General features: G+C 37.6%; 21 protein-coding genes. 20 read left to right on the top strand and 1 reads right to left on the bottom strand.

Annotated elements, in window-relative coordinates; genetic code table 11:
- Positions 1–13 precede the first annotated feature (13 nt).
- The 14 genes from VIL26_04235 (at position 14) to VIL26_04170 (ending at position 12,193) form a co-directional block, all read left to right on the top strand.
- The gene (locus VIL26_04235; GenBank protein HEY8390142.1) at positions 14–943 is read left to right on the top strand and encodes a zinc ABC transporter substrate-binding protein; all 930 of its coding nucleotides are present in this window, start codon (positions 14–16) and stop codon (positions 941–943) included.
- A 1-nt stretch (position 944) separates the two neighbouring features.
- Positions 945–1,688, top strand: coding sequence for a metal ABC transporter ATP-binding protein (locus VIL26_04230; protein HEY8390141.1), 744 nt, complete (start codon positions 945–947; stop codon positions 1,686–1,688).
- Entirely contained in the window at positions 1,675–2,514 is an 840-nt protein-coding gene (locus tag VIL26_04225; GenBank protein ID HEY8390140.1) for a metal ABC transporter permease, read from the top strand. The genes VIL26_04230 and VIL26_04225 overlap by 14 nt, the downstream gene beginning before the upstream one ends.
- On the top strand, positions 2,511–2,942 hold the full coding sequence (locus tag VIL26_04220; GenBank protein ID HEY8390139.1) for a Fur family transcriptional regulator: 432 nt from the start codon (positions 2,511–2,513) through the stop codon (positions 2,940–2,942). The genes VIL26_04225 and VIL26_04220 overlap by 4 nt, the downstream gene beginning before the upstream one ends.
- A 286-nt stretch (positions 2,943–3,228) precedes the next feature.
- Complete coding sequence (hrcA, locus tag VIL26_04215) at positions 3,229–4,308, top strand: heat-inducible transcriptional repressor HrcA (protein HEY8390138.1); 1,080 nt, start codon at positions 3,229–3,231, stop codon at positions 4,306–4,308.
- Positions 4,309–4,323: 15 nt separating this feature from the next.
- Positions 4,324–5,001, top strand: a complete 678-nt coding sequence (locus VIL26_04210) for a nucleotide exchange factor GrpE (GenBank protein ID HEY8390137.1) — start codon at positions 4,324–4,326, stop codon at positions 4,999–5,001.
- A gap of 45 nt (positions 5,002–5,046) precedes the next feature.
- Positions 5,047–6,834 (top strand): molecular chaperone DnaK, encoded by a 1,788-nt coding sequence (gene dnaK / locus VIL26_04205; GenBank protein HEY8390136.1) that lies wholly within the window; start codon positions 5,047–5,049, stop codon positions 6,832–6,834.
- 29 nt (positions 6,835–6,863) lie between these two features.
- Positions 6,864–7,979, top strand: a complete 1,116-nt coding sequence (dnaJ, locus tag VIL26_04200) for a molecular chaperone DnaJ (protein ID HEY8390135.1) — start codon at positions 6,864–6,866, stop codon at positions 7,977–7,979.
- A gap of 113 nt (positions 7,980–8,092) precedes the next feature.
- Positions 8,093–8,998, top strand: a complete 906-nt coding sequence (prmA, locus tag VIL26_04195) for a 50S ribosomal protein L11 methyltransferase (protein ID HEY8390134.1) — start codon at positions 8,093–8,095, stop codon at positions 8,996–8,998.
- 6 nt (positions 8,999–9,004) lie between these two features.
- Entirely contained in the window at positions 9,005–9,739 is a 735-nt protein-coding gene (locus tag VIL26_04190) for an RsmE family RNA methyltransferase (protein ID HEY8390133.1), read from the top strand.
- Between the two features lies 1 nt (position 9,740).
- A complete protein-coding gene (gene mtaB, locus VIL26_04185) occupies positions 9,741–10,979 on the top strand; it encodes a tRNA (N(6)-L-threonylcarbamoyladenosine(37)-C(2))-methylthiotransferase MtaB (protein ID HEY8390132.1) in 1,239 nt (412 codons plus the stop codon).
- A 24-nt stretch (positions 10,980–11,003) separates the two neighbouring features.
- Positions 11,004–11,348, top strand: a complete 345-nt coding sequence (locus VIL26_04180) for a histidine triad nucleotide-binding protein (GenBank protein ID HEY8390131.1) — start codon at positions 11,004–11,006, stop codon at positions 11,346–11,348.
- A 147-nt stretch (positions 11,349–11,495) separates the two neighbouring features.
- Positions 11,496–11,678 carry a 30S ribosomal protein S21 gene (gene rpsU, locus VIL26_04175; GenBank protein ID HEY8390130.1) on the top strand — a complete coding sequence of 61 codons (183 nt, stop codon included), beginning with the start codon at positions 11,496–11,498 and terminating at the stop codon, positions 11,676–11,678.
- Between the two features lie 89 nt (positions 11,679–11,767).
- Entirely contained in the window at positions 11,768–12,193 is a 426-nt protein-coding gene (locus VIL26_04170) for a hypothetical protein (protein ID HEY8390129.1), read from the top strand.
- 357 nt (positions 12,194–12,550) lie between these two features.
- On the opposite strand, the gene VIL26_04165 is transcribed toward VIL26_04170, so the two are convergent.
- On the bottom strand, positions 12,551–13,741 hold the full coding sequence (locus VIL26_04165) for a nucleotidyltransferase (protein HEY8390128.1): 1,191 nt from the start codon (positions 13,739–13,741) through the stop codon (positions 12,551–12,553).
- A gap of 215 nt (positions 13,742–13,956) precedes the next feature.
- Here VIL26_04165 and pta point away from each other — a divergent pair, with 215 nt between their 5' ends.
- The 6 genes from pta to VIL26_04135 form a co-directional block, all read left to right on the top strand.
- Positions 13,957–14,949: a phosphate acetyltransferase gene (pta, locus tag VIL26_04160; protein HEY8390127.1), complete on the top strand. Its 993-nt coding sequence runs from the start codon at positions 13,957–13,959 to the stop codon at positions 14,947–14,949.
- Positions 14,950–15,038: 89 nt separating this feature from the next.
- On the top strand, positions 15,039–16,241 hold the full coding sequence (locus VIL26_04155; GenBank protein ID HEY8390126.1) for an acetate kinase: 1,203 nt from the start codon (positions 15,039–15,041) through the stop codon (positions 16,239–16,241).
- Positions 16,242–16,291: 50 nt separating this feature from the next.
- The gene (locus tag VIL26_04150) at positions 16,292–16,771 is read left to right on the top strand and encodes a DUF177 domain-containing protein (GenBank protein HEY8390125.1); all 480 of its coding nucleotides are present in this window, start codon (positions 16,292–16,294) and stop codon (positions 16,769–16,771) included.
- Positions 16,771–16,962, top strand: a complete 192-nt coding sequence (gene rpmF / locus VIL26_04145) for a 50S ribosomal protein L32 (GenBank protein HEY8390124.1) — start codon at positions 16,771–16,773, stop codon at positions 16,960–16,962. Before VIL26_04150 ends, rpmF begins: the two co-directional genes overlap by 1 nt.
- Before the next feature lie 764 nt (positions 16,963–17,726).
- Positions 17,727–20,288, top strand: a complete 2,562-nt coding sequence (locus VIL26_04140) for an alpha-L-arabinofuranosidase C-terminal domain-containing protein (GenBank protein HEY8390123.1) — start codon at positions 17,727–17,729, stop codon at positions 20,286–20,288.
- A gap of 66 nt (positions 20,289–20,354) precedes the next feature.
- A partial coding sequence (locus tag VIL26_04135) for a hypothetical protein (protein ID HEY8390122.1) occupies positions 20,355–21,721 on the top strand: 1,367 nt, incomplete at its 3' end.

The raw sequence follows: 21,721 nt of genomic DNA, 5'->3' as shown, positions 1-21,721 counted from the left end.
TTGATGATTTTTGATGAAAAGATGGTTTTTAGTGTGTTTGTTGATAGTTCCGTTTTTTATGTTTGGCTGTAAAGATAAAGCTGATGACGGAAAAATTAAGGTATATGCAAGTTTTTATACCATGTATGATTTTGCCCAAAAAATTGCTGGCGATGATATCAAGGTGTATAACATCATGCCGCAAGGCGCAGATGCACATGACTATGAACCCTCTACTAAAGATATTATCAATCTTAACAAAGCCGATATTTTTATTTATAACGGGCTTGGCATGGAGCACTGGGTGGATAAAGTGCTCGCTTCTTTAAATAATCCTAATCTAAAAGTGGTAAAAGCATCAGACGGCGTCAGCATTATTGACGGCGGGCATGAAGACGAACACGAAGGCGAAGAAGAGCATAATAAAGCAGATCCGCATATTTGGCTGTCGCCCAAAAATGCAAAAATAATCTTATCAAATATAAAAGATGCGTTTGTCGAAATTGATCCGGATAACGCGCAAATTTATCAAAGCAATTATGAAAGATATGCCCAAGAATGCGACAACCTTGACAATGAGTTTAGAACTCAGTTACAGGGTTTTGAAAAAAGAGATATAATCGTTTCTCATCAGGCTTTTTCGTATCTGTGTCAAGAATACAATCTCAATCAGATTGCGCTGCTAGGACTTCATTCAGAATCGTCAAACCCTAAAAAATTGGCAGAAATCATACAAGAAATAAAAACCAAAAACATCAAAGTTGTTTTTTATGAGCCTGCCTCGGGAAAAGAACTTTTTAGCAATCTTAATAAAGAAGACGGTGTCAAAGTGGAATTGGTACCTCTCAATCCATTGGAAAGCCTTACAAGCAGCGAGATAAAAAACAACGCAGATTATTTTTCTGTAATGCGCGCCAATCTGTTTGCAATAAAAAACGCATTAACTTTACAAAACGGAATTTAAAATGGAACAAACAGTAATACAAGTTAATAATTTGAATTTTTCTTACGGCACTCAAAGAGTGCTAAAAAACTTAGACTTTTACGCCAATCGCGGAGAATTTGTGGGGGTTATAGGCTCCAACGGTTCTGGCAAAAGTACCTTTGTCAAGCTGCTGCTTGACGAACTCAAAAGCGATTCGGGTGAAATATATCTTTTTGGACAAGACATAAAAAAGTTCAAAGACTTCAAACGCATAGGCTATGTTGCCCAAAACAGCATATCGCTTGGCAATAACTTTCCTGCGACTGTGTTGGAAATCGTAAAACTTGGGCTATACAGCAAATACGGTTTTTTGAAATTTGGAAAAAACGCTAAGCAAAAAGCAATGCAGGCGTTAGAACTGGTCGGCATGCAAAACTATGCCAACAGGCTTATCACTAACCTGTCAGGCGGACAAAAACAGCGTGTAATGCTGGCAAAGGCATTGGCAGGCGATTGCGACCTGCTTATATTGGACGAGCCTACTACGGGTATAGACAGAGCCACTTCATCTGAAATATATGAAATTTTAAAACAAAAATGCAAAGAGCAAAACATCACAGTGCTTATGGTAACGCATGATAGTGAACGCGCCTCAAAATACTGTTCGCGCATTTTGTGTCTAGGCAAAGGTAATTTTTTAGAACTAACCAAAGAACAGCTGGAATTAGAACTAAAGTATCATCACAAACACGCAGACAACGGAGAAGACGATGGAAATATTTGAATATGTATTTATGCAAAAAGCCTTTTTGGTGGGCATTTTGATAGCGTTGATTATTCCCTGCATAGGAATTACCATTGTACTAAAACGCCTATCTATGATAGGAGATGCGCTTTCTCATACTTCGCTTGCAGGCGTTGCGGCAGGCTTTGTGTTTAATGTCAGTCCGGTTTTAGGAGCGATTTTAGCGTGTGTTATTGCGGCCCTTAGCATTGAGGCGATCCGAAAAAAACTGCCCAAATATTCCGAAATATCCATTGTTATCATTATGTCCTTAGGCATAGGACTTGCAGGTGTGTTATCCGACCATGTCAAGACAGCTACTAATTTTGACAGCTTTTTGTTCGGAAGCATTATATCTATTACAGATCTAGAAGTTTATATAATCACAGCACTGTCGGCTTTGGTTTTGCTGACATTTGTAATTTTGTACAGAGAGCTGTTTTATATAGCTTTTGACGAAAAGAGTGCAAGACTGTCAGGTGTAAAAGTAAAGACAGTCAACTTTATATTCACAATTTTGACCGCTATTACAGTTTCGGTTGCGTCCAGAACGGTAGGAGCGCTGATCGTTTCTTCAATTATAGTAGTGCCTGTTGCTTGTTCTATGCAGGTCAGCAAAAGCTATTTTACAACAGTAATCTTTTCTGTTTTGTTCGCGCTTTCGTTTACCATAATCGGTTTGTTTGTTTCGTTTTATCAAGGGCTAAAACCTGGTTCTGTGATAGTGCTTAGCGGAGTGGCATGCTTTTTGGCTATTCTTTTAATAAAAGCGGTTATCAAAAAACTTCGTATGATAAAACTAAAAAGACAGGAAAAAACATTATGACAAAAATCAAAAATGAGCTTATTAATTATGGTCTGAAACCTACCAAGCACCGTATGGAAATTATGAACTTGCTTTCTGATTTGCACGAGCCGGTATCCGCTGAGGAAATATATAACAATCTCATTAAAAAAGATGTAAGCATCAATCTTTCTACTGTTTATAGGACATTGGAAACATTGGAAGACAAAAATATAATCCGCACTGTTATACTCAACGGCACCGATAAGACTTTGTTTGAACTTAACGGCCACGAGCATAAGCACTATTTTGTATGCATCACATGCAAAAAAATGCTGCCCATAATGCATTGTCCGCTTGAAGCTTATGAACAGCGGTTGACCAATGAAAAAGGTTTTGAAGTTACAGGACACAGACTTGAGATTTTCGGCTATTGCAACAAATGCAGGCAAAATCTACATAAGGACTAAAAAGCCTATTTTTATCTATTTAAAACATCAATAGATTTTATGAAACATTATTTTCTTTTTATCTTCTATTTTTGCTTTAATTTAAAACTCTTTTTTTAAGACATCAAGTATTTTCAAATATTTTCAATATGTACAAAATATTATCAACTTTGTCAAAAATTTGTTGACAAAGCATATCTATAATGCTAATATTGTTTTAGCACTCAAGAGGATAGACTGCTATTGCTCTTAATAAAAAACTGCTAAAGAGCGTATAATATAAAATACATTAATTAGTGGATAAAAAATGCCCAAATTATCTGAAAGAAAAGCAAAAATATTAAAATCAATAGTAGAAGATTATATCAATCAAGCTGAGCCTATCAGCAGTGCGGATATTCAATCAAGGCACTTGCCTGAATTTAGCTCGGCTACTATAAGAAACGAGCTTGCGGCATTAGAAGAAATGGGTTATCTTTATCAGCCGCACACTTCAGCAGGTAGAGTACCTACCAAAGAAGCATATAAGTTGTATGTTGAGCAGCTCATGCCCAAGAGAAAGTTATCCCATGCCGAGCTTAAGCTTATAAAAAGTCAATTCAATCAGCAGATGATTCAGATAAAAGATGTCTTGAAAAAAACAGCTCAAGTCATCTCAGAAGTTACTAATTATACGTCATTGGCATTTGTCAATGATATTTCAGAAGCAATTATAGAAAATATTAAGATCGTCAAACTGACCGCTAAGACCGCATTGGTTATAGTTGTTACCGATTTGGGTGTTTTGAAAGACGCCGTTGTCAATATGGAAGAAGAAATGGACGACAGCTATTTTGACGCTGTATCCAAATTATCAATGCAGGCTTTTGGTGGAAAGAAAATAGCGCAGGTTATGAAGCCCAATCAGGCTATCAAGCAGACTATTAGGGGCTATCAAAAAATATTTGATGCTATTTTGGATATTATTAAGAAATACTATGAGCAGGCAGGTACAGAGGACTTTGTCTTAGAAGGAGCTTCTAAGCTGTTAGAATACCCCGAATACAGCAATATAGCCAAGGCAAAATCTATAATCGCTATGCTGGAAGCAAAAGAACAGCTATTGCCCGCGCTTAAAACCACAGACAATGTTGAATTAAATATAAGAATAGGCAAAGACGAGTGCGATTCTTTGTCGGACTGTACTATAATTACCGCAAGTTACATGCTTAATGGAAAGAGTATTGGTCAAGCAGGTGTAATCGGACCTATCAGAATGGATTATTCAAAAGTAGTTTCTGTACTTGACTATATAGGAAAGACTTTGAGCGAAACTATGAACAATAACATCAATATTTCGATAGGAAACAACGATGACGAAAAAGATAAAAATAATGAGCTTGAATAATTTTGGAGGATATTAATGTCTAATAACAACGACGTAAAACAACAAGGCACACCCGAAGAACAAAACTGCACAGCAGAAAACAAATGCTGCTGCGATGAGCAAGATGCAAATTGTAATTGCGATACACAAGAAACAGCCCAAAATGCTGATATTAACAATCAACAAGATACAGTTGAAATGACCCAAGAACAGATAGAAGCATTAAAGGCGTTCAACGAACATCTTCAAGGGCTTAATAATCAGATAGAAGAAGCTAAACAATTAGCAACTCAAGAAAAGGCTAGAGCAGACGAACTTGCAAGACGAGTTATAAGCCTTCAATCTGATTTTGATAACTACAGAAGAAGAAATGCCGACAGCATAAAGTCCGCAAGAACAGAGGGCAATGCCGAAGTCTTGATTGAAGTGATTAAGATTTTGGATATCATTGAACAAGCGCAAAAGATGATAAAAGACAGCACAACAATTGACGGAATAAAAATGATTTATCGTCAGATAGAAAATATGCTTGGTAATTTTGGCGTACAAGAAATCGAAGCATTAGGAATGGATTTTGATCCCAATATTCACAACGCTGTAGAAAAAGTTAAACAAGAAGGCGTTGAATCAGGCAAAATAATAGAAGTTGTAAACAAAGGATATCGTTTGGGCGAAAAGATACTGCGCTATAGCAGCGTTAAAGTAGCCGAATAACATATAAATTTAGAAATCGCATTAAAAGGAGATAAAAAAATAATTATGGGCAAAGTAATAGGAATTGACTTAGGAACAACAAACTCATGCGTTGCCGTAATGGAAGGCGGAGAACCTACCGTTATACCTAATTCAGAAGGTATGAGAACAACTCCTTCTGTAGTTGGTTTTTCGAAAGATGGAGAGAGGCTTGTTGGACAAATAGCAAAAAGACAAGCGATAGCTAACCCTGAAAGAACTGTAATCTCAATCAAGAGAGATATGGGCAGTGAAAGAAAGGTTAAAATTGACGATAAAAACTACACACCTCAAGAAATATCTGCAATGATTTTGCAAAAGTTAAAGGCAGATGCAGAGAACTATCTTGGAACAAAAATAACTCAAGCTGTTATAACTGTTCCTGCGTATTTCTCTGACTCACAAAGACAGGCTACCAAAGACGCAGGCAGAATCGCAGGACTTGAAGTATTGAGAATAATCAACGAGCCTACAGCGGCTGCGCTTGCTTACGGACTTGACAAGGGCACCAACAAAAACGCCAAGATTTTGGTTTATGACTTGGGCGGCGGTACATTCGACGTGTCCATACTAGAAATCGGCGATGGCGTATTTGAAGTTTTGGCAACCGCAGGTGACAACAGACTAGGCGGCGATGACTATGATAACGAAATTATAAAATGGATAGTTGACACATTCAAAAAAGAAAACGGCATTGATTTGAGCAAAGACCGTATGGTTATGCAAAGACTAAAAGATGCAGCCGAAAAAGCTAAGATTGAATTGTCAAGTGTTCTAAAGACCAACATCAGCTTGCCTTTTATAACAGCTGATAGCAGCGGTCCTAAACACATTGATTATGAGCTGACAAGAGCTAAGTTTGAACAGATGACTGCACACTTGACTCAAAAAACTCTAGAAGCTATGAAACGTGCACTTTCTGATTCCAAACTTTCTATTAATGATATAGATAAGGTTATATTGGTCGGCGGTTCAACACGTATTCCTGCAGTAGTAGAAACAGTCAAGAACTTTACAGGCAAAGAACCCTTCAAGGGCATTAACCCTGATGAATGCGTTGCTATAGGTGCTGCTATTCAAGCAGGTGTTTTGGTCGGCGAAGTTAAAGACGTTTTGTTGCTTGACGTAACACCGTTGTCATTGGGTATCGAAACAATGGGCGGTATTTTCACCAAGCTAATCGAAAGAAACACAACCATTCCTACCAAGAAATCCCAGATATTCTCTACCGCAACCGACAACCAGCCTTCAGTAGATATTCACATTTTGCAGGGCGAAAGAGAACTTGCGGCTTATAACAAGACTTTGGGAAGATTTGAATTGACAGGTATTCCTCCTGCACCTAGAGGCGTTCCTCAGATTGAAGTTACATTTGATATCGATGCCAACGGTATAGTTCACGTAACAGCTAAGGATAAAGGCACAGGAAAAGAGCAGTCTATTTCAATAACCGCTTCTTCCAACTTGTCTGAAGAAGAAATCAACAAAGCTATTGAAGATGCTAAGAAATACGAAGCAGAAGACAAGGAAAGAAAAGAGCTTGTTGAACTCAAAAACCAGGCTGATACTATCGTGTTCGGCATTGAAAAGTTTATCAATGAAAACGGCGATAAGGTTAGCGAAGACGAAAAAGACAGACTCAAAAAAGCAGCTGACAGCCTAAAAGATGCAGTTAAGAGTGACAACAAAGACACTATTAAGGATGCTTTGAATGAAACTCAAAAGGTAACTAGCGAGATTTTCACAAAGTTCTATCAGCAGAATCAGCAACAACAGGCTGGTCCTCAAGACGGCGTAAATCCTGATATCCATTAATCAATAAGCAAAAAAGAGTATAACCATAGATGGCAAAATCATATTACGAAATACTCGGAGTGGAAAAAAACGCTTCGGACAGTGATATAAAATCTGCTTACAGAAAGCTTGCCAAGCAATACCATCCAGACTTGAATCCGGATAATGCTGAGGCCGCTGAAAAGTTTAAGGAGATCAATGAAGCGTATGAAACGCTCAGCGATCCCAAAAAGCGCGCCAATTATGACCGGTTTGGTACGGCTGACCCTGGCTCAGGCGGCATGGGCGGCTTTGACTTTGGAAACTTTGGAAGTTTTGGCGGCTTTTCAAGCGGTGGCGGCGGTTTCTTTGAAGATATAATCAATATGTTTTCGGGCGGGGATTCCGAAGGACGCGTAAAAGTGCGTCCTTCAGATATTTCGCTTGGAATCACTTTGACATTTGAAGAAGCGTATTTTGGCGTAAGCAAAGACATTACGATTTCAAGAGTTGAACATTGCGATGCTTGTAAGGGTACGGGTGCCAAAAACGGTACCGAATATACAACATGTCCCAACTGTAAAGGTACAGGACGCGTTCAATACGCCCAAAACACATTGTTTGGACGCGTAATCAATACCCAAACATGTTCGACATGCGGCGGCACTGGCAAAAAAATCAAGCAGACATGTTCTGAATGTCATGGAAAAGGCACAGTTAAGAAAAACCGCACAATCAAAATCAATATACCCGCAGGCATTGACAACGGTCAAATAATGACTGTACAGGGCGAAGGCAACGGTATAGCCGAGTCCACCCAAAGGGGCAATCTTGTTATTGCTGTTACGGTATTGCCGCATAAGCTGTTTGTTAGAAAGGGCAATGACCTTTATGCAGACATTCCGATAACATTTACACAGGCAATTTTGGGCGATAAGATCAAGATTAACACTTTGAAAGGTTCTGTTACATTGACTGTACCTGAAGGAACTCAAACTGATACCGTGTTCAAAATGCGCGGCGAGGGCATGAAATTGTTAAGGCGAGATTCGTACGGGGATTTGTACCTAAAGGTGATCGTCGAATTGCCCAAGAGCCTAAAAGGCGACCAAAAGGAACTTATCAAAGAACTGCATAAGAGCATAAGCGGTAATCAGTACGAGAAAGCAAAAGAATACATGAAATAAAAGTTAAAACAAACCGCAATCTAGCATTGACAAAAAAAATCGCATCAAAACTGATTGCGGTTTTTTTATTTTATGTTAATATAACTTTGGAAATAAATTAAAAGAGATTGATTATGCAATACAAAGAACTTACTATTACTTGTTCACATAAGTATTCAGACATTGTGTCGGCTATTTTGTCTGACGGAGCATATGAAGGCGTAGCCGTATGGGATAAACAGGATTATATAGAACTCCAAGAAGCCGGAATGTGGGATTATTCTGATATTGATATCCGGAACGCACCCAAAGAGGTGTATGTAAGAGCGTATTTTTATCCAGACAGCGATTTGAGCGCTTTTTTGGATGAACTTGATTATCTGAAAACTATAAATGACGATTTTGACTATAAAGCAGAAATAGAACTAAAAGACGATATAACGTATCGTGATGAATGGAAAAAATACTTTTTGCCTATTGAGCTAGAAAAGATAGCCATAGTACCCGAATGGATTAAGGACTTTCATACAGACAAGCCCATAGTGTTTATCAATCCGTCAATGGCTTTCGGAACAGGTACGCACCAGACTACAAGAATGTGTCTTGAAGCAATGCAAAATGTGGATTTAGACTCAAAAACTGTTTTGGATGTGGGCTGCGGAAGCGGAATTTTGGGAATAGCCGCCCTAAAACTTGGCGCAAAATATGCAGTGCTTATAGACACAGATGAAAGCGCGGTTAAGGTTACAAAAGATAACCTTGCCTTAAACAATATCTCAGCATACCAAGCGGATGCAATATGGGGAACGCTGGAAAAGGCAAAAGATAAGGCGGATATAATATTGGCCAATATCACCGCAGGCATATTGGTAAGTTTGAAAGATTTGTTTTATCAATATCTTAACGAAAACGGCATATTGATTTTGAGCGGAATAATAGACAGCTATACCAAAGACATAGAAAACGCATTCCAAAACTTTTCACTTATATCTCATGTTTCTATGGATTGCTGGCATTGTTATATGTACAAAAAAGGATAATTCTTTATGGCAAAACGGTTTTTTACATCTTATACACCTGATGACATTATTTATCTAAAAGATGAAGAATATCATCATCTTGTCAATGTAATGCGCGCTCAAATAGGCGAGCAGATAACCGTTTGCTTTAATGACGGAATAGATAATATTTGCGAGATAATAAGTCTGAACAAAAATCATGCGCAGTTGAAGGTTTTGGAACGAAAAAATAACACAGCCGAAGCAAGCATATCAGTAACGCTTTTTCAGGCAGTTCCAAAAGGCGACAAGCTTGAGTTGATTTGTCAAAAAAGCACCGAGCTTGGCGTAAAAAAAATCGTACCGTTTTTGTCCAGCTTTACCCAAGTAAAAGCAGTCAGCGTAAAAACGGACAGACTCAAAAAAATCGCAATTGAAGCGGCAAAACAATGCGGCAGAGCGGTTACGCCCGAAATTGAAGAAGTCAAGACATTTCCCCAAGTAGTCGAGATGCTGAAAGATTATGATTATGTCCTGATGCCCTACGAATTGGAAACAGGCACGGATATAAAAACAGCATTAAATAAGACCACAGACAAAAAAAATATAGCAATTATCATAGGTTCTGAAGGCGGATTTTGCGAGTCTGAAGTAAATCAGACAAAATCTTTGGGTGCTGATATTGTAACTTTGGGAAAAAGAATTTTGCGTGCCGAAACAGCGGCGATCAGCGTAATGTCAATAATAATGTATCATTTTGAACAGATGAAGGCAGGAGAATAATTTGAAAGCAGTAGTTCATACATTAGGATGTAAAACCAATCAATACGAATCAGGCGCTGTCTTGAAAAAACTCATAGAACACGGTTATGAAGTGACAGAGAATTTTGAAGACAATGCCGATCTATATATAATCAATACATGCGCGGTTACAGCCGAAGCGGAAAGAAAATCTAGGCAGGCCGCAAGACATGCCAACACATTGTCGCCTAACGCGGACATTATTATCATGGGCTGTGCCGCCCAAAACGCAGCCAAGAGTTTTTTGGATTTGCCCAATGTGGTGGCGGCAGGCGGAATAAGCGGCAAGGTTAATATAATTGAGCGTTATCTTAACGGCGAAAGAAAATTTTTTGATGTCAGCGTAAGCAAAAACTACGAAGACCAATCTCCGATCAGAAGCCGAACAAGAAGCTATATAAAAGCCCAAGACGGCTGCGATAAATTTTGCTCTTATTGCATAGTGCCTTATTTGAGAGGAAGAAGCCGTTCTAGAAGCATTGATTCTATTTTGAAAGAAATTCAGGAATGCCAGTCAAAAGAAATTGTTCTTGGCGGAATAGACTTGTCGGATTATAAGTACGAAGGGCTTACATTTGTGGATCTGGTCAGACGCGTAGGCAAGACAGGCGCAAGAGTGCGTATTAGTTCTCTGGGTGTAAAAGCGGTAACGACTGAGTTGCTGGAAGCAATGAAAGAAGGCAATTATTGCCCGCATTTTCATCTGTCTATCCAAAGCGGCAGCAACGAGGTTTTGAAGAATATGAACAGGCAGTATAATTCTCAAGACATTATAGATGCCTGCAAGTTGATTAAGCAATATTATCCTAGAGCCGCAATAACTTCGGATATAATAGCGGGCTTTCCCATGGAAACGGATGAAAACCACCGTCAGACTTTGGATACATTAGAAAAAGCGGGTTTGACATATATGCATATTTTCCCGTATTCGGTGCGCGCAGGCACACGCGCCGCCAAGATGCCACAAGTTGAAAAGACGGTAAAAAGAGCAAGAGTGCATGACCTTGAGATTTTGCGTGAAAAGCTGTTTGACGCGTTTTTAAAAAGCGAATACGGAAAAACAGGCGAGGTCATAACCGAACAGGAAGAAAACGGATATATTACTGGACACACTGAAAATTATATTAAGGTTTATCTGCCCCTAGATACCCAAAAAGACAGCCTGCTAAAAGTTAAAATCGGTCAAAGAATGCGTGACGGTGTACAAGGAATTCTGATATAATAATCTCAAAAAAGGAGATAAGCTATGGATTGTATTTTTTGTAAGATAATAAAAGGCGAGATTCCGTCCAAAAAACATTATGAAGACGACAAAATGATAATTTTTGAAGATATTTCGCCTAAAGCAAAACTTCATTATCTAGCCGTACCCAAACATCATTATGCATTGATAGATGAAATGAACAGTCAGGACAAGGAAGATATAGGCTATATCTTAAGTAAGATCGCAGAACTCAAAAACACTCTTGGATTGTCTGACGGTTATAGACTTATAATCAATCAGGGCGAGAGTGCAGGTCAAACTGTGCATCATCTTCATATTCATATTATGGGCGGTCAAAGTTTGGGCTGGCCTGACTTTAGAGAATAATTGAGCAAAAAATATAAGCTATTAAAATATAAAGTAATTAATTGACTATTTTTTTCAGATAGTATAAAATAATAATACACTTCAATAACCTAAGAATGTTTGTGGTTTTGAAGAATCTGTCCGGTTTGCGGGAAGGAGGTCGAGAACATGTCAACTGTCAAGGTAAATGAAAAAGAGTCTATTGATGACGCTATCAAACGCTGGAAAAGAAAATGTCAAAAAGACAATATTATGGGCGACCTTCGTAAAAAGGAACACTATGAAAAACCCAGTGTTCGCCGCAAGAAAAAAATGGAAGCCGCAAAAAAGCGTAAACCCAATAAAAACTAATTAAAAGTTGAATCTTGTTTACAAAAGACCAAAGTCTAGAAATAGAGTTTGGTCTTTTTTTTATAATTAAAAAAGGCGGTTGGAAAGTTATGAGAAGTAAAAGAGAAAAAGGCGAACTCAGAAAATTGGCTATGGGAGCGAAAGCTCGCCTTAAGAGCGGCTACTGGACTGCCGTAAAACAAGAAAGAGAAAACGCAAGAGAGCAGGCTATCACTTCGGGCAAAAATGCTCAATCTATTGACGAGTACTACAAGACCAAGCACACACGCGAAATTAAGGCGACAATTAACAGCGTCAACAATTCGGACGAGCTTATGTACAAAAAAGTGTGCGAGATTTTGGATAAAAACGAAGACATTATTAATCCAGTCAACTATCTTATAGATCACGAAAAATACGACCAAATGGATTTTGTATCCAAGCAAAGATATCTGCTTATGCTTATGTCCAAATATAGCGAACTAAAAGAACGCTATTATAAAGAAAAGCAGTTTTTAAATAGAATAAGCAATTAGGATTGTCTGTAGGATGTAATCATCAAAAGGCGCAAATTCGTACAGTGACGTTAAATGCTGATAGCGTTGACTATCAAAGTTTTTTTAATGAATTTGATAATGTCGAATTGTAATTAACCAAAGTACGAATTCAATAAAATTTAGCGGAACTTATATGAATTAGACTTGGTCAGTATTTCTAATAATAAAGACGGACTTTTATTGGTTATTGTGCTGATACCAATGAATTTTATTTAAGTGTTATAGCTTGAAGATGGAAAAATAGATAATTGTTTTGGTGTTCATTTTTTAACGGAAGATGGTAAAAAATCTAATTAATAAAAAATCTGTTGAAAAATTCAACAGATTTTAATTTGCCTAATACACTATCATTCCTTGTCCCAAAAACATTCCCTTTTTTCTTTTGGTTATCTGGCAGTATAAGTCATCGGCCAAGATATTGACATTAAGCATTTCTAGGGTAAAAGGATCGCTTATTTTTTCTATATCTTTTTTTCTAGTGATTGTGTTAGCCGGCAGTCTTGAAAGCAGTTCTTTTTTGTCCTTTTTTATGCCAAGCACATTGATATACGGGGGGCATTTTTTTGCGTTGTTAATCAAATCTTTGGTTATTTTTAACGCAGGATAAAGCAGCATTCTTTTTAGTCTGGCGAGAGTATATCTTTTGGTCTTGATATTGGCCGCCAAATCTTCAAGCGTATGATATTTTTGAACTTTGTCTTTAATGCGGTTTTCTATGCCTTCGGTAAAATCGAAGATACTCTTGAGCTGTTTGGGCGAAGACGAAATAATATCAAAAATACAGATATCGGACAACGCCTGCAGCATAGCGGAAAAGTCATAATAATTATCTTTATATAGTGTCTTTAAATCGTCAGGCACAGAGCTTATACTGTCCCAAGAACCGTTTTTTACGGCTGTACGTATCGCGGTAGCCGAATCAAAAACGCCCTTTAATTGAGTTTCATTATAACCGCTTCCCAGCCTTTTTAGAGTGGCGGGAGCGACCATGCTGTTATATCTTATCAGCGCTTTTATATATTCTATCGCAAGGATATTGTTTGGTTCGCTTATAAGCGATTCAAAGTCTTGACCGAATACTTCTCTTGCTGCAGTAGATCTAGCTTTTGGATAACTTGCGCCTTTGTCTAGACTTTCTTTTACTGCTTTTTTGTATTCCGGGCTCTCTGTTTTTAGATTCATTGCCGCGTCTATTAATTCTGATAATTTTCCACTTTCGCTTCCAAAAGACAGCACGCGCATATCTTTTATGGAATTGATTATTCTGACAGCTCCGTCGGCAAAGATGTCTGCGCCCGAAACAGCAAATATAGTAGGCAGTTCGATAACCATGTCGGCTCCGACTGTAAGTGCTGCAAGCGTTCTTGTGTATTTGTCCAAGATAGCTGGTTCGCCGCGCTGAACAAAATTGCCGCTCATAACGCATATCAGGTTATCGCAAGCTAGAGCTTCTTTTGTGTAGCGTATATGTTCTATGTGCCCATTATGAAGTGGATTGTATTCACAAATAATAGCCGCAAGTTTCATCAAGTTTTCTGCCTGTCTAGTTTTTTTTCAACAAAGGTGCATTATAAAATTACCGTCTTTTACAGATGATAATTTAATAATATTACCATTTTTTTATGATTTTTTATTGTCAAAATTTCAAACTTATTGTCGTTATAACCGCCTTTTGTGTTTACAGAAAATGGTTATAAGAGTATAATATTTAGGTAAAATTATTATAACATTGGAGTGTTAGGATGTCTAGACTGTTAGATGAAATTCGCGAAAGAGCGAAAAAGGCGAACAAAAAGATTATACTAGCTGAAGGCGAAGAACCTAGAATTATTGAAGCTGCTAAGATAATAGCAAAAGAAAAAATTGCCAGAGTTGTTTTGACCGGCGACTATGACGAAATAAAAAAGAAAGGCGGAGATTTGACCGGAATCGAAATAATCGATCCCAAAACAGATCCCAACCGTGAAAAGTACACTAATCTTTTATACGAATTAAGAAAAAACAAGGGAATGACACTTGAAAAAGCGCAAGAACTGGTTTTGGATCCTTTGTATTATTCGGTTTTGGCTGTAAAAGCTGATGATGCTGACGGTATGGTAGCAGGCGCTATTCACGCAACAGGCGATACTTTAAGACCTGCATTGCAGATAATAAAAGCAGCTCCTGGAATCAATACAATATCCAGCTTTTTCTTGATGGTAATAGAAGGTTCAAAATACGGATACAACGGAGCATTTTTATTTGCTGACTGCGGACTCAACCCCAATCCTGATGCGGATCAATTGGCAGAGATTGCAGTAACCAGCGCAAAGAGTGCTGCAGTACTTACAGGCATGGATCCTCATGTGGCTATGCTTTCATTCTCAACCAAGGGCAGCGCTAAGCACGAGCTTGTTGACAAGGTGGTTTTGGCTACACAAAAAGCAAAAGAACTTGATCCTAATCTAAAAGTTGATGGAGAATTGCAGGGCGATGCCGCTTTGGTAGAAAGCGTTGCAAAATTAAAGAGCCCCGACAGCCCTGTAGCAGGCAAAGCAAATGTGCTTATATTCCCTGATCTTAATGCAGGCAATATTTCATATAAGCTGGTACAAAGACTTGCAGGTGCAGAGGCGATAGGACCTATATGCCAAGGCTTCAACAAACCTGTAAACGACTTGTCAAGAGGCTGTACTGCAGAAGATGTAGTAAGCGCAGTAGCAATAACAGCAGTTCAGGCAACACTTAACAATTAACAATAAAAAACAAAGGCGTTTTTTAACAAAAAACGCCTCTAATTTTTTGAGTTTTTAAAAAAATATAAAAACGGAGAAAATAATACAAGATGAACATTTTGGTAGTTAATGCAGGCAGCAGTTCGCTAAAATATCAGCTTATTGATATGAATACCGAAGGAGTTATTGCCAAGGGTACATGTGAAAGAATAGGACTTAACGGCTCAATTTTAAAAGCGACAGGAAAAGACGGCACTGACTTTTCTATTCAAAAGCCTATGCCCAATCATATTGTAGCAGTTAAGCTTATGCTTGATGCTTTGGTAGACCCTCAATATGGTGTTATAAAAGATGTTAAAGAAATAGATGCAGTAGGTCACAGAGTAGTGCATAGCGGAGAGGACTTCAACAGTTCGGTTTTGATAGACGAAAAAGTACTTGAAACCTGCCGCAAGAACAGCGATCTTGCGCCTTTGCATGTTCCCGCCAACATTATGGGAATAGAAGCTTGCCGTGAGGTTATGCCTACTACGCCTATGGCGGCGGTATTTGATACAGCATTTCATTCTACAATGCCGCCTTATGCTTATATGTATGCAATACCTTACGAAGCATATAAGGATTGGAAGATAAGAAAATACGGCTTCCACGGAACATCGCACAAATATGTTTCTCAAGTAGCCGCAGAATATTTGAAAAAAGATATAAAAGATCTAAAGATTATAACCTGCCACTTGGGCAACGGTGCATCAGTTACCGCAGTCCAAAACGGAAAGTCTGTTGATACTTCTATGGGCTTTACGCCTTTGGAAGGACTTGCTATGGGAACACGCTGCGGAGATATCGATCCTGCAGTTATCGAATATATAATAGGTAAAACAGACTGGACCGTATATGAAGTGCTTAATTATCTCAACAAACAAAGCGGTGTTTGGGGATTGAGCGGAGTAAGCAGCGACTTTAGAGATTTGACCAAAGCGATGTACGAAGGCAACAAAAGAGCCGAGCTTGCAATAGATGTATTTAGCTACAGAGTAAAAAAATATATAGGAGCTTATGCTGCTGCAATGGGCGGTGTGGATGTGATTGTGTTTACCGCAGGAATAGGCGAGCATACGCCTGAAGTAAGAGAGCGTGTAGTTAAGGGACTGGAATTCTTAGGCATAGATTTTGACAACGAACTCAATTACAATGTCGTACGCGGAAAACTAACCGAACTAAGCAAACCGTCATCCAAGATAAAAGTATTGCTTGTTCCTACCAATGAAGAATTAGTTATCGCTAGAGAAACTAAGGCTTTAATAGAAAAATAATTGACAATTTTGGTTTGATTTAATATAATAAGCTAGCCGTGAGGTAAAATATGATTATAAATATTCCTGCCAACTCAAAAGACCAGATTTCTTTTGCTTTTGAGGAAAAGGCGGAACCGTTTCTTCCCGATTATGTCCATCCTGATCGTCCGATAAAGATAACCGGCGAACTTGATAGGATAAGCGGGGGCTGGAGAGCATCAGGCATTATAGAATACGGCTTTGAATACAAATGCGACCTTTGTGCAAAAGATTGTGAGTATTCAAATAGTATTGATTTTGATGAAGCTTTTTTAGTTGACAATAACGAGGATCAATACCATTTTGATGGAAACAAGATTGATTTGACTCAGTTGGTGATTGATGCTTTGATGTTAAGTTTGCCGTCTAGACTTTTGTGCAAACCGGATTGCAAAGGATTGTGTCCCGTTTGCGGAACGGATAGAAATTATAATCAATGCGACTGCAAGATTGACGAAGTCAGAAATAATCCATTCGATATATTAAAGGACATTGGAGGTGAAAAGTAATGGCAGTACCCAAGAGAAAAACATCAAAACAAAGAGCTAATACCAGATTTGCTAACTGGAAGGCGGAGGTGCCTAATTTGAACGAATGCCCTCAATGTCACGAATTCAAACTTGCACACCGCGTATGTAAGGCTTGCGGATATTATGACGGACAAAAGGTTGTAGAAGTTAACAAGGCTAAAGAGAAGTAAAATCTTTAGTAGTTTTGATAGTTTTATATTATTTAAAAAAGACTTGCTGTCATGCAAGTCTTTTTTTATTATCTTTTTTAGGTACACAGAACCAGAGTTTAAACACGAAAGGGATTTTGAAAATGACGAAGTGATGATAGAAAAAGACGAAAGACGGCAGTCCCATATATGAAAGAAACCGTTTTGTTCGCCCGCTGGATAAAAATTGAGTAAATAATTTGATAGATGAATAAGAAATATCTGCTTGGATCTCCAAGCGGATATTTTTATAAAAAATTTTATGATGTTTTTTAAGAATTTATTTTAGATTTTTTTTACAACATATTCGCTGGTGATTTTAGATTGCCATTTATAAACTGCTTCAAATATAAAATCAAAAAAGCGAGAACATGAAGATTTTTTGATTTTTATGTCTTTTAATAAATCTTGAATTAGTTTAGTAAAATTTAAAAATATATCTTAAATGCATTATAAAAGTTTAACTGTAAATATAATAGTATAAATATAATTAAACGAATACATAATTTTATAGTCATTCTTATGGTAAAATCACTAATATAATTTTTTATTTTGATAAAAATACTAAACTATTTGATAAAACATTTAAAAATTTAAAAAATTTATCAAATGCTATTGACAAGTATATTAGGATATGATATTATAATTTTGCAAAAGCTTTAGAAAATACTAAAATATAACAGCTTTATATAAAACAAATAATTTATTTTAATTACGACTAAAACATTTTCTTGAGGGTGGATTTGATGAAAAAATGTTTTTTGATGATAGTTTTATGTTTTGCGGTATTTTCGTTTTCGTTTTCATTTTTAATCAATAATAAAGTTTACGCTAGTTCTGCTGATTTAGTGGTGGATCTTAATCAGCGGGAGGGTGCAAGCGGTACAGGCATTCACGATGTAAGTTCAACCTTGTACGGCATTTTCTTTGAAGACATTAATCACGGTGCTGACGGCGGCATGAGCGCCGAGATGATTAATAATCAATCTTTTGAGTATAAGTATATTAATTTTGCAAAGAACCAGCTTGTAGATGATAATCAGAAATTCTGGTATATAGAAAATCCAAAGTATGCCACTAAGACATTATCTATTAGCGGCGGAATGTCCACCAACAATCCCAGTTATCTAAAAATTGAGACAAAAACAAAGGGCTATAAAATATATAATGTCGGCTTTATTGGCGATGATTTTGACGGAAACAACAATATCAATGATGACGATTACGCTATATGCATAGATGCCCAAAGAGAATATGAGTTTTATTTTTATGCGCGTCAGGATGCAAATGCCTACATAGGAGATATTGTTGTTTATGTTCAGACCAAAGACGGCGAGATAATCACGACCTTGGCCAAATTTTCTTTTAATAATTCAAGTTCAAAACAATGGACAAAATATACTGCACGCATTAAGGGGCTAAAATCCTTAGCGGGTGCGCTTTATGTGGATTTTCAGGGCAAAGGAACAATCAATGTTGATTTCTTTAGCCTTATGCCTGTTAATGCTTATGGAATGAATGATCCCAGATGGACAGGTGGCAAAATTAAGCAAGAAATAATTGATATCTTTGCACAGATGAAACCCAAATTTTTGCGCTTTCCAGGAGGATGTGTTGCTGAAGGTACGGTATCATGGGAAAATGTTTACAACTGGAAACATACTGTAGGAAAACTCACTGACCGTATTGGAACGCCTAATCTATGGGAATATTGGCAAAGTTATAATATTGGATTTTATGAATATTTCCTGTTGTGCGAAGACCTTAATATGAAGGCAATGCCCGTAGTATCTGCTGGACTTATTTGTCAGGCAAGAATGGGCGAAACCGGCGCTTTGATTTACAAATATGATGACCCTGAGTTTAAAACAGAAGTAGTCGATCAGACTTTGCATTTGATTTATTTTGCCAAGGGCAGTGTAAATTCTAATGATCCTGCTGAAAAGTATTGGGCTCAAGTGCGTACAGATATGGGACATCCGGAGCCTTTTGAGTTGGATTATATATCTTTGGGTAATGAAAACTGGGGAAGCGTATATTGGGATAACTTCGCGGCAGCAAAACGCGAGCTTGAAAATTATGCTTACGACTATTATAAAAACAATCCCACCGATATGCTCAAAAAATGGGGAATAACCTTAGTAACCACTTCGGGTACAGATGTTTGGGGGTCAAATTATTATAACGCATGGCGCATAATCAACGGCAGCAGCCCGCAAGAAGTTACCGAGTTTGGACTTTATAAAGACCTTATAGTAGACGAACATTATTATAACAGTCCAAGCTGGTATATCAGCAATAAAAACAGGTATGACACTTACAGCAGAGACGGTGCTAAGGTCTTCGTAGGTGAGTATTCAGCCAATAGCGGCGGTGCAAGAGTCAATACTTTGGAAGGCGCTTTGGCGGAAGCCGCATTTATGACAGGATTGGAAAAAAACAGCGACATAGTGGTTATGGCAAGTTATGCTCCGTTTTTTGGAAAAGAAGGCAATTATAACTGGGCTACAAACGCGATCTGGCTTAATAATAGAAACATTGTATTGACTCCAAATTATTTTGTCCAGCAGATGTTCAGCGAATATGTAGGCGACAAATATATTCCTGCACAGCTTAATTTATCCAATGTCGCCCAAAGCATCACTCAAGACACTAAGAATAAGCAGATCATTATCAAACTTGTCAATTATGGAAATGCTGAGCATACAGTCAATATAGATTTTAGTTCTGTTTCTGATATAAGAGGCTATTATTTTGGCAAGACCATGCAAAATGACAATAACAAAGCGGTAAACAAGCTTGCAGACGCATACGAAGGCGAGGCTCAATATACCGTAATGCCTCAAAGTATAGATAAAACGCAATTTTCTAATAAAAAAGCAACCATAAATTTAAAGAAATATTCAGTTTCTGTTTTGGTTTTCCCTTATGGCAATGAAGGTACTGACAGCACATTAAGCAGTCTGAAAATTCTAGGCAAGTCCTATGATGTGTCAAGCGGAACTGATTTTACTGTCAATCTTAAAGACGGCGCAAGCATTCCTAGAGTTTTTGCTTTGCCAACAGACCAAAGGGCCAAAGTAGAAATCGATTATGCCGATTCAGTTAATGACACAACCAAGATTACAGTTACGGCAGAAGATGGCACTACTACTGTATATACCATAAATTATCGCGTAAATGGTAAATCAAAAAATCAAAATAATTTGGCAATTATTATTGGGCTTAGTGTGGGTTGCGGTGTTTTGGTAGCAGGTGGTGCAGTCGTTACTTTGCTTGTATTAAAAAAGAAAAAGAAAATTATTTAGCTTTTGTTCATTGCTCTTTTTTCATGGGAGTAATGAGAAATAAAAAATAGAAAAAAGGAGTTTATGATGAGTAAGTTCAAAAAGTTTTGCCTTAGTTTGTTATCACTTTTAAGTGCTTTATGTCTTACTGTGGGAATTGGCTTACGTTTCGTTGTGGCTGATGATGACCCCGATATAGGCTATAATGATAAGTTCATTGTCCGCTATACTTTAGATGAAATTGTTACAGAAAAGGTGGATGAAACGACAACAAAATACTTTTTAGCTATCGATAAAGACGGCAATCCAATTGATGAGAAAAAAGCCGTAACGACAGCAAGTGTTGCATTTGATGCGATGGAAGGAAAAGGCGCAGGTAATTTTACAAGCGGAAGTATGACAATTCCTGCATTTTTAGATTCTGAGGCAACAGGCTTCTCAGTAAGTGGCTGGATGATTAACCAAGATAGCGACTGGAATACAATCTTTAGATATGGAACTCTTTATGCAGCAGGAACAAGTGAAATATCACTTCCTAATCTAACTTATAGATTTGAAGGCGAATTTGCTAACATCTATCCTGGTGCTGATAATAAGCTTAACGGTCATGAATGGGACAGCTTTAAGAATACTACAGATCCGATAACATCAAATAATCTTAATGAATACATGTACGTTACAATTAGCGTTGATGCTGCTAAGGGTATTACATATTATAAAGATGGCGTAAAAGCAATCCATTATCCTCTTACAACAGCATTGAATAATCCAGCTTATACCATTAATGATATAGTTACTACATGTATTCAAGCAGCCAAGACACAAGGTTTGGTGTTTGGCGACGGCAATATAGCTCGTTTTGATGACCTTAGAATAAGTGAACTTTTGACAGATGAAGAAGTTGCAGAACAATACAGCAACAGCGCATCGCTTAATATTTCCAAGATTTTTGCAGACGACGCTGTATTTAAAGAATATACCTACGATCAGGTTTCAGCTGGTATTCCTTACGAAAATGCTGAATATGTGATTTATTACATTAAGGATTTTGAGGATCCGGATGGAGACCAAAACGATAATTTTGAACCTAGTATAACATTTGAAGCTGCAACCTTGAGTTCTGTAAATACAGATACCAGTTATGGTTCTATAACCCCCATAGCTTCTAGCGATTACACCGTAGAAGTTGTAGAGGAATCAGAACATGTTACAGCCAATGATCAGACTACATATTATAAAGTTTTCAAGTTATCAAAAGGCGATATATCCAAGCTGATTAAAATAAACTTTGTAAAAAACGAATCAGAAGATCAAGCAAGAAAATATTTGAGCACTTTGAAAGTTGATGGAGTATTGATTGATGGATTTAGCTGTATGGTTAATGACTATACATATTCTTTGGAACCTACAGTAACCCAAATTCCTGTCGTAACCTATACTGCAATGATTCCTGA

Source organism: Clostridia bacterium (assembly GCA_036562685.1).
GTDB lineage: Bacteria > Bacillota > Clostridia > Christensenellales > DUVY01 > DUVY01.
The sequence above is the reverse complement of the archived record's forward strand: the minus strand, read 5'-3'. Positions and strand labels throughout refer to the sequence as shown.